11 protein-coding genes are annotated in these 14039 nt (G+C 37.0%); 9 read left to right on the plus strand and 2 right to left on the minus strand.

Features of this window, described 5'->3' with window-relative positions:
- Positions 1–43: 43 nt before the first annotated feature.
- The 7 genes from OMU_RS09520 (at position 44) to OMU_RS09550 (ending at position 10991) form a co-directional block, all read left to right on the plus strand.
- Positions 44–403 (plus strand): hypothetical protein, encoded by a 360-nt coding sequence (locus OMU_RS09520; RefSeq protein WP_016179707.1) that lies wholly within the window; start codon positions 44–46, stop codon positions 401–403.
- Positions 404–1257: 854 nt separating this feature from the next.
- Complete coding sequence (locus OMU_RS09525; RefSeq protein WP_016179709.1) at positions 1258–2697, plus strand: helix-turn-helix domain-containing protein; 1440 nt, start codon at positions 1258–1260, stop codon at positions 2695–2697.
- On the plus strand, positions 2690–3193 hold the full coding sequence (locus OMU_RS09530; protein WP_016179710.1) for a hypothetical protein: 504 nt from the start codon (positions 2690–2692) through the stop codon (positions 3191–3193). Before OMU_RS09525 ends, OMU_RS09530 begins: the two co-directional genes overlap by 8 nt.
- Positions 3194–3208: 15 nt before the next feature.
- Positions 3209–9079 (plus strand): Spy0128 family protein, encoded by a 5871-nt coding sequence (locus tag OMU_RS09535; protein WP_016179711.1) that lies wholly within the window; start codon positions 3209–3211, stop codon positions 9077–9079.
- Between the two features lie 16 nt (positions 9080–9095).
- Positions 9096–9404, plus strand: coding sequence for a DUF2089 family protein (locus tag OMU_RS09540; protein WP_016179712.1), 309 nt, complete (start codon positions 9096–9098; stop codon positions 9402–9404).
- Between the two features lie 131 nt (positions 9405–9535).
- On the plus strand, positions 9536–10267 hold the full coding sequence (locus OMU_RS09545; protein WP_016179713.1) for an AAA family ATPase: 732 nt from the start codon (positions 9536–9538) through the stop codon (positions 10265–10267).
- A 76-nt stretch (positions 10268–10343) separates the two neighbouring features.
- Positions 10344–10991, plus strand: coding sequence for a DUF998 domain-containing protein (locus tag OMU_RS09550; RefSeq protein WP_016179714.1), 648 nt, complete (start codon positions 10344–10346; stop codon positions 10989–10991).
- Positions 10992–11030: 39 nt separating this feature from the next.
- Here the strand turns inward: OMU_RS09550 and OMU_RS09555 are convergent, their stop codons facing one another.
- Together OMU_RS09555 and OMU_RS09560 are read right to left on the minus strand one after the other, a co-directional pair.
- Positions 11031–11765, minus strand: coding sequence for a GntR family transcriptional regulator (locus tag OMU_RS09555; protein ID WP_016179715.1), 735 nt, complete (start codon positions 11763–11765; stop codon positions 11031–11033).
- A gap of 144 nt (positions 11766–11909) precedes the next feature.
- The gene (locus OMU_RS09560; RefSeq protein WP_016179716.1) at positions 11910–12272 is read right to left on the minus strand and encodes a PTS glucitol/sorbitol transporter subunit IIA; all 363 of its coding nucleotides are present in this window, start codon (positions 12270–12272) and stop codon (positions 11910–11912) included.
- A gap of 176 nt (positions 12273–12448) precedes the next feature.
- Here OMU_RS09560 and srlA point away from each other — a divergent pair, with 176 nt between their 5' ends.
- Positions 12449–12976, plus strand: a complete 528-nt coding sequence (gene srlA / locus OMU_RS09565) for a PTS glucitol/sorbitol transporter subunit IIC (RefSeq protein WP_016179717.1) — start codon at positions 12449–12451, stop codon at positions 12974–12976.
- Between the two features lie 46 nt (positions 12977–13022).
- Positions 13023–14033 (plus strand): PTS glucitol/sorbitol transporter subunit IIB, encoded by a 1011-nt coding sequence (gene srlE, locus OMU_RS09570; RefSeq protein ID WP_016179718.1) that lies wholly within the window; start codon positions 13023–13025, stop codon positions 14031–14033.
- The last annotated feature ends 6 nt before the right edge of the window (positions 14034–14039 follow it).

A 14039-nucleotide genomic window follows, 5' to 3' on the forward strand; every position in this document is an offset into this window, starting at 1 on the left:
AACAAATAAAGCAAATAAAAAAGAAAAAAAGGAGTGTTTTAAAATGGAACAAAAAATGAATAAAAGCAATGTCTATGGTGTAAATGGTGAGAATCAAAAACAAAGAACAATGGTCGAACGAATCGGCGGAGGGATCACAGTAATCTTTTCAGGAATGTTCATTTTACCAATCCTATCTGTGCTAACCGGAGCTTTCGGCATCATCGGGATTGGTTTACCGGCAGTTGCCATGATGAATCTTTTTGGTATCCTGCATATTCCATTCAATGTACTGTTTGTTCAGTTGACCGGATTTCCGCAGGTGTTGGTTGGCTTTATCGTTGGTTTGATCTTTGTGGCTTTATCTATTGTTTGCGGCACCCTGTTGAAAAAGTATATGGCTATTGCCAAACGAATGATCTAAAAGAGGTACTGCTAGAAAAGTAGAAACAATACTTTCCGATTTTTATGAATTTCTGCTTTGCTCATCCAATAAATTGTCGTTTCGAAACAATACGTTCAATTTGAAAATAACCATCAATTGTTGCGTATATTTGTGAATAGGCAAAGAGGAGAGTGAATATGAATGTTTAAAGTGTTGTTAGTTTTAACGTTAGTCGGGTTGTTGCTATCATCCGGCTCTAGCAAGAAAAAAGTAGGTTAGCCAATTGGATATATTCTTATCGTTTGTTCAAGGAGTTTGCCTAAGTGTAGTATTAGCATTAATTGAAAAGATCGAACATTCATCTAATCATTAGATGCCGTTTATTTCTGAATAGGAGCTGATCTGAAAGTTTAAAAGACTTTTGGATCAGCTCTTTTTTCTAAACTGAGTCAAAGAGTTCAATTTTCTATGATGAGTATTGTTATTAAAAGTGAGGATTATGCTTATCCAAATTTCTCTTCACATCGTTTTAGATAAAAAAAGAAAATGTTTATATTATAAAATTTCTGGATATAAAGAATAAAATACGTAATAATTGAGTATTTTTCCATCTGATAATAAGGATATGAATGGAGGAACTAAATAAGGATACAAAATTAACAAAATTTACGAGAAATCAAAAAAAGTCTATTGATTTATTAATATTAATTAATTATATGTTAATATAAAAATATATGTTTAAAGTGATTTGCATATTGTAAATCTCTTTTTTTTTCTTGAAATGAAAAATATAAGGACAAATAAATCATTTAGCTAATTAAAATGTGCTTAGCTGGGTAATATAATTAAATGAAATTAATCAATTATTAATCCAGTTGAGAAGGGAGCGAGAAATGCAAGCGAACGATTTGTTGATGGATGATGACCGTTATAAATGGTACCTACTTCAGTATTTGGAATTAAATAAAAATGCCTATTGTTCAGTTGATCAACTCGGAGATATTTTAGAGATTTCTCGCTATAAATTAGAAAAATATCTACAGGAGCTTCAGGATGAGCTGAAAGAAAATCACTATGATGCCACGATTGAGTTGCTTGAAACAGGGGAGATTGGGGTTCAGCAGCTGACACATGCGATCGTTAAGAAAATGCGCCTGTATTTAGTTGAGCGAAGTCTTACTTATAAAATATTCCACGGCTATGTGACCAATGAAACCAGTCTTGATAAGCAGATCGAAGAGCTCCATGTGAGTCGCTCGAGTACCTATCGCTTATATAAACGATTGAAGGATCAACTCGTGGAAGAAGGATTTCAGCTAAAGAAGAATCAACTGATCGGAGAAGAGGACACGCTCCGAAATTTTTTGTTTGGTCTGTATTACGAAATTTTTAATGGATTAGCCAGCCCTTTTGATGATACGACGCAACATCAAGCAAAGGAACTCTTTCGCTATTTGGAACATTATTTAAATCTTTCATTACCTAAAACAAAAGAGCATAAGCTGCAATTTTTCATAAGTATTGCTTTGGTACGCATGAGCAAAGCCCATCTGATGGATCGAGAATATTTGGAATATGTAGAGAATGATGCGACAGAATATCTGAATAGATGGTTGGATAGTCATTTTTCATTGACAAATACAGAAAAACGACGAGAAATTGCTGCCTTATTACTATTTTGTCAGCTGATGGAGATTGATTTGCCACTGGAAACGACGATCCTCGAGGGCAAAGAGATGCGAATGGCGGAGAATTTAGTCGATGAATTTTTGCAGTACTTAGCCAGTCACTCACGATTTGAGATTAATCAATTAAAAGAAGACAAGGAATTGGTCGCTGGGTTGTTGAGGATCAATCGAAGATGGCTGATCTATCATTTTCGCGAATCGACTTTTGTGACAAAAATCCAACGTCGCTACTTTCAAGAAATTAATCCTAAACTGGATGAGCTGATCCAAGATTTTATTGAGAAAGTCGCTCATAGAGGGATTTTTCATTCGGATCAGGAACGGAACAAGCTGTATTATGACTATTTATTTTTCATGATCACACAAATCTCTGTCGACGAGCTAGAGGACCCTGTCTTTATTTGTATCGATTTTTCTCATGGCAGCAGCTACAACGAATACATTCAAACGATGCTGAGCTCCTTGCAGAGCATGAATATTTGTTATGAAGAAAAATTGAGTACCAAGACGCAAATTTATTTATCTGATTTTTTGATTGAGACACTTCCTTGCCATCAAATGATTTGGAAACGTCCACCGACACCAGAAGATTGGTCCGAGTTTGGACATCTATTATTAACGGTTAAAGGAGGAGCCTATGAATAGAAATTTATTGATCGCACTTACACTTCCTTCATTAATGTTCTATCAATCGAATGCGCCGATTTTATATAGCAGCGAGAAATTGATTGCTCAAGTAAAAGAAGAACAAGCAATACTTGGATTCGACCTGTCTGAGTCTGGAAATACCTTGATTATTTCGAATGATCAACTACAAGAAGGCGATGAAACTGTTAATGAGGCCCGTCCACCGGATCAGTCGGAAGAAAATGATCCAAAAAAGCAAACAACAATGAAATCTAAAGACAGAAAAACTCTTCCCAAAACAAAGAAACAAGTGACTGAAGAGTCATCAAATAGGAAGAAAACGGCTGCTTTGGAAGCCATTGAACAAAAGATTAGTGCATTACCATTTACAGAGTTGCCAGATGATAAAACTGGCGAACGAGAACTTGTCCGGATGTTGGCAAATATGTCCGGAACAATCATGTACGGTACCAAAATGACAGAAACCAATCGAGAAGAATATATTACGTTTTAAAGGGGATGAAAACAGATGAATCGATTAAAAAAAATATGGTCACTATCTGCAATAGTTGGGATGCTGATCAGTAGCTTTCCACTGTCGATTTTCGCAGAGACTATTGAATCAGCTGAGGTGGTGATTAATCAAGCACTGATTACCGATACGACTGATCAAGAGATTACAGAAACCAATCGAGTGAAGCACAAAGCTGCAGTAAAGCTCAAATTAGATTGGTCATTAGCGAAGGCTACACTAATTGAAGAGAATACAATCGTAACAGTCAACTTGCCAGCAAATCTAAATTTTCCAGATCAATCAGGCAGTTTAGCCGATGGAATGGGAAATTACCAAGTAAGAAATCAACAACTGCTATTTCAGCTTGCTAAAAATTACGAAGAAACGGAAGACGGACGAGCACCGGAATTTACCAGCGCAAAATTTTATGAAGGGATTTTAGAGTTGAATGCTGAAACTACATCTGAAGATTTAGAAATAGAACCGATCAATTTCGGAGATAATATTGTTTCAACCATCTACTATGATAAAAAAGTAGACCCTACTGCTGATCCTGTTATTAAAACTGAAATCAACGAAACGAATTCTTCAGCAGTTAAACAAACTCGAACACATAATAATAATCTAAATGAGAGAAATGTAAAACTATTCGATAGTATTTCTATAACGGATAGAGATGGCAACCCATTTACCGCTGAGAATCCAGCAAAATATAATGACAATATTAAGATTCATATTGATTGGTCTTTACTAGATTCGGTGGACATTGTTAGCGGTGATTACTACGAGTATAAACTTCCAGAAAGTTTTGCGGTGCATAACCCTGTTTCTGAAATACTTAAAAATGATGGTCAAGAATTAGGAACCTTCCATTTAGACACTTCTGGTAATTTGAAGATTGTCTTTAATGAAAATGCAGGGAATCGCTCTAATCGCAAAGGCGAAATTAATTTAAGCACTTCTCTTGATGTGAAAAGCATAGATAAAGAAATAGAAATCAAAACAGAAATTTATGATGATCAAAACAAAGAGATTACGATCGTTGTACCGATTTTTCAAATGGATATCTCAAAAGCTGGTAGAATCGACAGCAATGCAACAGTGACCTGGGAGATAGATTTCAATAAAGACGGTAAGAGTTTGACGAATGTTGTAGTAACTGATCCGATGCCGGAAGGGCTAGGGTATATCGCTTCTAAGGGGTATATCTTCAAAGATGGTAAATGGGAAGAAACGGCCAACTTATATACGTATAATTCAGTTGCTCAGACCTTTACCTTTAATGATCCGATCACAACTCCAGTTAAAATCTCAATCAATGCATATGTCGATCAAAAGAAAACAAATCTTGAAACGTATACCAATACTGCTAAGATTACTGGAAATGAGTTCTTGGAAAAGGATGCATCAGCTACCGTAAGTTTTAAGGAAGTAGATAATTACAAACGATTTATCAGCTATGATCCTCAAACAGGCGAGGCATCATGGGAAGTATCTGCTTCTTTCACAAAAGCCGATGGTCTTATAACAGATAGGACGTATGAGGGAAAAAATGCTGAAGGCGCACTCCATTATCTTGTAGAAGACAGTATTGAGGTGAAAAATAAACAAGACGGTTCTTCTATAAATAAGGACAAATGGGAACTTAAAAGTACAACCAAACATAGTTCAGGAAATACAGTTGGTTTTGAAATTAAGTTTAAAGAAGCGGGAAGCTATTTAATCACCTATAAAACCAAAATGGCTAATCCTATCATGTCAGACACGAGAATCAACAACTATATGACTGTTGATGATGACGGAAATAAAAATGATAATAGTGCTGGCGGTACGGTTAGTCCAGAGACGGGAATTGGAGTGGATAAAGCTGCCGATGGTAACAATAAAGATGTAGACAAAATGATTCTTGCATGGAGTGCTGAGATAAATAAAGCTGGCATAACAATTGATAACCTTGTTGTTACTGATTTATATGAAATGGCCAATGGTGGTAATGTCAGTGCTTTAACTTTAATAAAAGATGAACTAGTGATTAAAACGGTTTCTGGCACGCTGTTGGTTGACGGAAATGATTATGAGGTCGAAATCTTAACAAGAGCAATACCAGGAACTTCGGAAATAATGGAATCTGGATTTAAGATTACTTTCAAAAAGACTATTACCGAAAAATTAATGATGACCTACAAAACGAAGTTTGATATTAACAAACAAAATGAGTTGAAAGAGTCAGGTAGTTTTCCTTCAATGGCTGGAAATCGCTTTAGCAACATCTTATTTGCTGAGTATAAAGATGAAAATGGGATATCTCATAAAGCAGGCGATCAAGCCGAGCAATGGATCAGTAATAATTGGTTGAAAAATGCTGATAAAGGTGGTTTCTTTGTTGGAGAAGGTGAAGATGTCCATGAAGCCATGAAAAAATTCCTTAAGAAAAACAATTTGAACTTTACGAATATTTTTGAAGAGACTGAAGCACCTGAAGATAGTGTTTATTGGATTGCTAAATTTAATCTCTTTAAGAATAAGATTCCAGCAAATTATAAAATCATTGATACTTTAGGCGAAGGGCAAGTCCTTAGGAAACTGACAATATATGAAACGACGCTGAATCGTGATGGTGATCTTACAGAAAGTTACGGAAAAAAATTAGAAGTAGGGATAGATTACAACTATGAAGTTGTAAACGGTGATATCGTTATTACACTTCTTAAGGAAACGGACAAGACATTATCAATTGCCGTTGCAGTGGATGCAGATGAAGATTTTTACAGATACAAGAATTATGCAGAATTGCAAAATGATAAAAGTGAAAAAATCGTCTCTGCTGATGCAGAAGTACTTGTTTCTGAAAAGGATTATTGGTTAACCAAAGAGGGGCTTCAAAATAATCGTTTGGTTGATTGGCAAGTAATAATCAATAAAGATTCTAAGAAGATTCATAACGCCACAATTATGGATACTGTAAAACTAAATCAACAAACATTTATCTTGGATGAAAAAAATCAAGTAGTCGTAAAGGTTTATGAAGCAATCAAAAATGGAAACAACTTTGATAAAGGATCAGAAGTCATATTTCCTGAAGGAAAGGGCGCGTCACTTTTGACTGATTCAGTTGAAGGAACTCAAAGCCTAAAAATAGAGTTTGACGAATACATTATAAAGCCTTACATTATCGAGTACCAAACAAAGCTAGATCCGGGAATAATGAATAGTGAGAAAATTACAAATGATGTAAAACTTAGCGGTGGCACAACAGAAATTCATCAAGTAACCGAGGAAGTAATTGTAAAATCAACTGACGGTTCTGGTACTTCAAGTGGTGTAAATGGTGCGCTGATTATTCATAAAATTGATAGTGATGACAAGACTTCTATTAATGAATCAACCTTTTTCAATATCTATCGTAAAAACAGTGAAAATAACTATGAAATATTTATTCCAAATCTAGAAGTGAAGAACAATAAAATTGTAGCTGGCGATGGAAAGTTGATTGATCAATTAAGTAATTTACGTTATGGCGCATACGCTATTCAGGAAGAGAGTGCTCCAGATGGTTATATTAAGGACGATAAATTATATGAATTTACAATTGATTCCAAAGAACAAACCTATACATTCATTTTAGAAAACAAAAAGGAAGTAAAAGAACCAGCGATAATCAAGTTAAAAGCAGAAAAAACATTGGAAGGTCGCGCGTTGAGAGATCAAGATTTCAGCTTCACGTTGAAAGGTGACGGCGGCGTTGACCAAACAAAGAAAAACGATAAAGACGGCAAAGTATTATTCGATGCCATCACGTATGACACAGCTGGAACGTATGAATATACGATTTCTGAAAAAATTCCAGCAGCTAAAGAAACGGGTATCACTTACGATGATACGAAATATAAAGTAACGGTAACAGTGGAAGAAAAGGCTGGGAAATTAGGGGCAACAGCCGTTTACGAAAATATCAAAGCCGGCGAAGTCCCAATGTTTAAGAATACCTACAAACCACTACCGGGAACGATTCAATTAGAAGCGAAAAAGGATTTAAGTGGTCGCCCACTAAAAGCCGACGAGTTCAGCTTCACATTAAAGGGCGACGGTGGTGTTGACCAAACGAAGAAGAATGCTAAAGATGGTAAAGTATTATTCGATGCTATCAAGTATGACCAAGCGGGAACGTATGAGTACACGATCTCAGAAGTTGTTCCCGACGCACTGGAAACTGGAATGACTTATGACACCAAGAAATATGAAGTAACAGTCAAAGTAGTAGAAAAAGATAATAAGCTAGAAGCAACAGCAACATACAAAGATGTTACTGTAGGCGAAGTTCCAACCTTTAAAAATACGTACAATGCACTACCAGGAACGATTCAATTAGAAGCGAAGAAAGAACTAAGCGGTCGTACACTACAAGCGGATGAGTTCAGCTTCACGTTGAAAGGCGACGGCGGCGTTGACCAAACGAAGAAGAATGCTAAAGATGGTAAAGTATTATTCGATGCTATCACGTATGACCAAGCGGGAACGTATGAATACACGATCTCTGAAAAAATTCCAGCAGCCAAAGAAACAGGTGTCACTTACGATGATACGAAATATAAAGTAACCGTAACAGTAGAAGAAACGACTGGAAAATTAGAAGCGACAGCCGTTTACGAAACCGGCGAAGTTCCAACTTTCAAAAATGCCTACAAAGCACTGCCAGGAAGTATCCAGTTAGAAGCGAAGAAGGAATTAGACGGTCGTTCACTAAAAGCTGACGAATTCAGCTTCAACCTAAAAGGTGATAACGTTGACCAAATGAAGAAAAATAATGCTGATGGCAAAATCCTATTCGATCAAATTGATTACGACAAAGCCGGAACCTATGAGTATACGATTTCTGAGATGATTCCAGCGGACAAAGAAACAGGTCTGACTTATGATGAAGCAGTTTATAAAGTAACTGTAACTGTCGTGGAAGAAGCTGGAAAATTAAAAGCAAAAGTGGATTACGAAAGCCTTGAAGCCGGAGAAATTCCAACCTTCAAAAATGTGTACAAAGCACTACCAGGAAGTATCCAGTTAGAAGCGAAGAAGGAATTAGATGGACGTTCACTAAAAGCTGACGAATTCAGCTTCAACCTAAAAGGTGATAACGTTGACCAAACAAAGAAAAATGCTGCCGATGGTAAAGTTACCTTTGATGAAATCACTTATGACAAAGCTGGAACCTACGAGTATACAATCTCAGAGGCGATTCCAACAGACAAAGAAACAGGTGTCACATACGATGATACGAAATATAAAGTAACCGTAATAGTAAAAGAAAAGGCTGGAATGTTGGAAGCTGCAGCCACTTACGAAAACCTTGAAGCTGGCGAGCTGCCAATCTTTAGAAATCTGTATACGCCAGAAAAGGAAGTGCCAACTGGCGAGCTGCTATTAAAGAAAATCGATAGTAAAACTGGCCGAACGTTAGCCAACGCCGAATTTAAGTTAGTAGATGACAAAGGACAGGTTGTAGCTGGAAAAGAAAAAATTGTTACTGGAGAAGATGGCTCGATTTTCATTAAAGGATTGGCTGATGGTGAATATCAAATCATCGAAACTAAAGCACCGGATGGCTATCTGATCGATGAGACGCCAATAAAATTCTCAGTAAAAAATAATCAGCCAAGCAAAAAAGAGATCAATCAAGAAAATGATCCTCTTAAATTACCTGAGACCGGCAATTCTAGCAATAAAAACACCAATGTTCAAACAACGTATCGAAATGCTACAGGAAAGAGAACCACAGTTTCAAAACGATTACCATCAACAGGAAGTATTCAAAGTAAAGGCTTAGTTATTTTAGGTCTGTTCTTCTTAGCGATGTTTGGCTTAGTCGTATTTGGGAAACGGAAAAATATTTAGCAGAAAAGAGGAAGCCATGAAAACTAACGGAGAACCAAGTTGGATTTCGGAATTAAATGATGAAGAACTTGAATTTATTAAATTTTTTGTTCTTTCCCCTGGATCAATTAAAAAGCTGTCTAATATCTACTCTACCAGCTATCCAACGCTAAGAAAGCAACTGGATAAATTGATTCAAAAAATCCGAATCAGCGAACGCAAAGGAAACGATAAGATCATTCAATTGATTCATCAGTTAGAAAAAGAAGGAAAAATCGATCAAGACATTGCGAATACTGTCGTGCAAGAATACGGCAGATCATTAAACTGTTTGATCGGTGAGTAACAGTAAGGCTTTGGAACATTTCATCTGCTGAAATGTTCCAAAGCTTTTTTTACAGAAATCGTCTTTCTCTTTGTCAAATAATTAAGGTATGATGTGAAGGTGTATAAGTCAAATTTATGGGAGGCAGATGGGTGTTTGTTCATGAACTTAAATTAACTGATTTTCCTAAAAAGATCGTTTATCCATTTGATGTTTTTGCGGTTCAAGAAATTTTTCGCAAAGGGAGTCTAAGCTTTGAACAACCGGTTACTTTTCTATCTGGAGACAATGGGACGGGGAAATCCACCATTCTAGAAGCGATTGCGGTTGCCTATGGAATTAATCCGGAAGGCGGCAGTCAGAACTTTAATTTTCAAACTGTGGAGAGTCACTCTGAATTACATGAGTCAGTGCGTTTGGTCAGAAAGGGGAATCTTCCTAAGACAAAATTTTTCCTTCGTTCGGAGACTTATTACAATGTTGCCTCTGAATTGGAATACATGGCAAAAGATGATGGCGAAGTTGCTTTTGCCTCCTATGGTGGAAAGTCTCTACACACCCGCTCTCATGGAGAAGGACTGTTGTCGATCATTGAAAATCGTTTCGGTAAGGAAGGCTTTTATCTGTTAGATGAGCCGGAAGCAGGTCTTGCGACGAGTCGACAATATACGTTGCTGCGAGAAATTCACCGCCTAGTTGAGACAGGAAGTCAACTGATTATCGCCACCCATTCTCCGATTCTGATGGCCTATCCTGCTGCAACGATTTATCAGTTCTCAGAAGCCGGACTGGAGCAACTACCGTTAGAAGAGACCCTTGCTTATAAAGAAACGAAGCTTTTTTACGACGATCATAAGCGTATGTTGCATTATTTGTTGGATTGATTCAGGGGTTTTCCTTTTTCTAGTTCACAATGCCAGTGTTAGAATAATTCTAGCTAGAAATTGGGAGATGGAAAATTTGCGCTACTTAAAAAAATACGGCTTCTATTTTTTACTCATCGCGGTAATCGCTGATTTTTTGACACCGTACGTCTTAGGAAGATTTTACCCAAAGCTCAATCAATTGACTGCTGTAATCAGCCTGTTTGGGGATATAGATAGTCCAGTTCGAAGTGCTTTCTTGATTTGGTCAGTAGTTGCTGGTAGTTTTTATACGCTATCGTTGCCAGCAATCTATGCAGCTTTGAAAGAAACTTCGAAGGGACTAGCTAGTTTAGCTACCGCAGCGATCGGGCTGTATGGTATTGGTGATTGTATTTTTACTGGCTTGTTTAGTGTCGATTCTGTTGAAGCTCAGTGGGATTTCTCGACTTGGGTGCACAATATCGGCTCAGGGATCGGTTATACTGGCTTTTTGCTGTTTCCTTTAATCTTATATTGGATTTACAAAAAACAGAACAATCCTTACGAAAGCCGGCGCTATTTAAAATTATTTGTTTTAAGTGTAACAATTGCTGCGATGTATGGACTGGCTCGTATCCCGCAATTGAATCAATTCATCATTTTTCAGCAGCTAGGATTTTGGCAGAGACTCAGTTTTGTTTTTAATTATTTGCCGATTGTTCTTTTTACTTGGAGCCAAATTAAAAATCCTGTAAACCGATGAGCATTAGCTGCTGTGTTTACAGGATTTTTCTATTTGATTTTATAATCTTTGCAAAATACTTCCAACATAAAATTTATTTGACTTAAGCCAGACTCTTCCTAGTTCGATAATCGAATCATCTTCTAGATGAACCAATTGTTCTTGATAAAGTAATGGAGAATTTTCTTCTATATGAAGTAGTTCGGAAATTGTCTTAGTAGATGGAACAGCCGCAAAAGAAGTTTCACTATAAGCCACCTTATGTTCACTGTATTTTTCAACTATATTAAAAAGACTTTCGTGAGCATAATCTGCAGTATCGATATTGGGCGCTAATTGGATATTAATATTATTTTGAATGAACATGACCACTTCATCATGCACCGTTCGTGTTCGCTCAATAAAAAGATAGTCGTCGCCAACATTGATTTTTAGCTGCTCAGCAATTTTTTCATCTGCCTTCTTTTTTTCTAAATTGATTAATTCTGTCTCAAAATCAATGCCTTGGCTTTTCATTGATTCAGAGAAAGAGATCAAACCTTCTGCTAAAGGAAAGCTGATGTTTTCGTCAATGACAAAGGTACCTTTGCCTTGCTTTTGAGTTAAAACCTTTTCTTCTACCAGTAATGAGATAGCCTTCTTGATCGTACCGCGACTTACATCGAAAAGTTCCATGAGATCTTTTTCTGTAGAAATTTTATCTCCCTTTTTCCATTCGCCTTTTTCAATTTTCTTCTTAATATAATCCATCACTTGTTCGTAAATTGGTACTAATGAATTCTTATCGATTTCCATAAAATCAAATTCTCCTAACCCTTAGTCGAAAAGTTCTTGATATCATTATATCCAATTTTACATGCGATATGTAGGGATAATTTCTTTGAAATGGAACTAAATGACATTCGTTCTTTCTCGATAGCTATGATCTATTCGGGAAAATTACGTTCTTATGATAGAAACAAGATCGCCAACATTAATAGTTGGAAGAGGTTTCTGCTCAACATGAATAGTTCCTGGCAGCTCGCTTATTGCAGCACCATCGAAATTGACAGTAATATGACCAAGCTGCCGTAGATTTTCTTCTGCAACTTTCCCTACAGCAGTTATTGCATATCTTTCATTGTTAAAGCAAAGAACCATATCAGGAACAATTCTTTCCTGAATTGGCGTAACCATAATTTTATAGCAAAAATCACTAAGTTCAGGCGGCGCTTCTTCGCCGAAAAATAGCAGCATGTTCTCCTGTTTAAATTCTTCCGCATTCTGCCCAATCGCAATTACCGTAGTTTCAAAGATTTTCATTGTTATTCCTCCTATTATTTTTTGAAATCCTGTTGACAAATGAAAGCGTTCCTATTACTATACCATTATAGACGTTTATATATGTATAGTAACAAATCGCTTTCGGCACCGTCAAGTAAAGGAGGACATTCTAGCTTTAAAGAAGGATCAATTAATTAGAGAAAGGAAGATTTATTATGGATTTTTTGATTAACATCGCAGAACACTTTACTGGTTTGTTTCAAGCGGGAGCAGATCAATTCACTTCATTTGTTGGAGGAATGATCCCGTTGATTGCTTGTCTGATTCTTTTTGTTAACGCTCTTATTCAATTTATCGGCGAAGATCGAGTCTTTGGTTTTATGAAGAAGATGACTCGTTTCACACTTTTGAGATACACCGTTATTCCTTTCTTGGCTTGTTTCTTTCTAACGAACCCAATGTGTTATACCTTTGGAACCTTTTTAGAAGAAGAATACAAGGCAGGGTTCTATGATTCAACTGTTTCAATGTTGCATCCGATCACTGGTTTGTTTCCACATGCCAATTCCTCAGAACTATTCGTTTGGCTAGGGGTATCAGGCGGGTTTGCATCAGTCGGAAATCAAAGTGATTTGGCCATTCGTTTCTTATTAACAGGTTTTGTCATTTGTCTGATTCGAGGCATTGTAACTGAGCAATTAGCCAAACGCTTCGCAGCCAGAAGAACAGCGGAAGTTTCTTAAAATAGAAATTCAGCAGGAATGAAAAGAGAACTGGGGAGGAAAAAACATGTTCAATACGATAAAGATTTCTCATGGTAATGGCGGCTGGGGCGGACCTTTAGTTGTAACGCCTACAGCTGAAAAGAAATATGTGATCAGTGTGACGACAGGCGGAATCAATCCAGTAGCAGAACGTATCGCCGAATTATCTGGAGCGACGGTAATTGATCAATTTACTAATCCGATTGATACCAAGGAAGCATTTTGTGCAGTAATTGACTGCGCAGGCATTGCTCGTTGTGGAACATATCCAAAATTAGGAATTCCGACAGTAAATGTAAAATTAGGTTCACCTTCTGGTCCGTTAGCAAAATATATTACGGAGGATATTTTTGTTTCAGGAGTAACGCCAACGAGTATTACTTTAGCTGCTGAAGGAGAAGAAGCAACTATTAATCAGACAAGTACTGAAAAGGAAAATGCAGGAGCCAAGAAGAGCATCACGAAAGAAGCACGTGAAAAGTACGAGTCGAATAAAACAAAAAGCAATGGCATGATGGATGCTATCAACAAAGTAGGGGTAACCGTTGGAAATGTAATCAACGTCATCTATCAAGCCGCACGAGATACTGTTGATACAATTATTCGAAATATCATTCCTTTCATGCTGTTTGTATCTGTTCTAATCGGGATTATTAACTACACAGGTTTTGCGGATGTCATTGCAAACTTATTATCCCCATTAGCTGGCAGTATTTGGGGTCTGATCGCGATCGGTCTGTTTTGTAGTATCCCATTCCTTTCGCCGTTGATTTGTCCAGGAGCAATCATCGCGTCAGTGATCAGTCTATTAATCGGGAATCAAATTGCTTCGGGAACGATTCCGGCACATTATGCTTTACCGGCGTTGTATGCGGTGAATTGCCAGGTGGGTTCTGATTTTGCTCCAGTTGGCCTGACATTAATGGAAGCAAAACCTGAAACCATTGAAAATGGTGTGCCAGCCTTTCTGATTGGGAAATTATTGACAGGACCATTGGCAATTGTGATTGCTTACTTTGCTTCATTTGGTCTATAGAGGATA

Origin of the sequence: Enterococcus avium ATCC 14025 (genome assembly GCF_000406965.1) — a bacterium.
In the GTDB taxonomy this organism is placed as follows: Bacteria; Bacillota; Bacilli; order Lactobacillales; family Enterococcaceae; genus Enterococcus_A; species Enterococcus_A avium.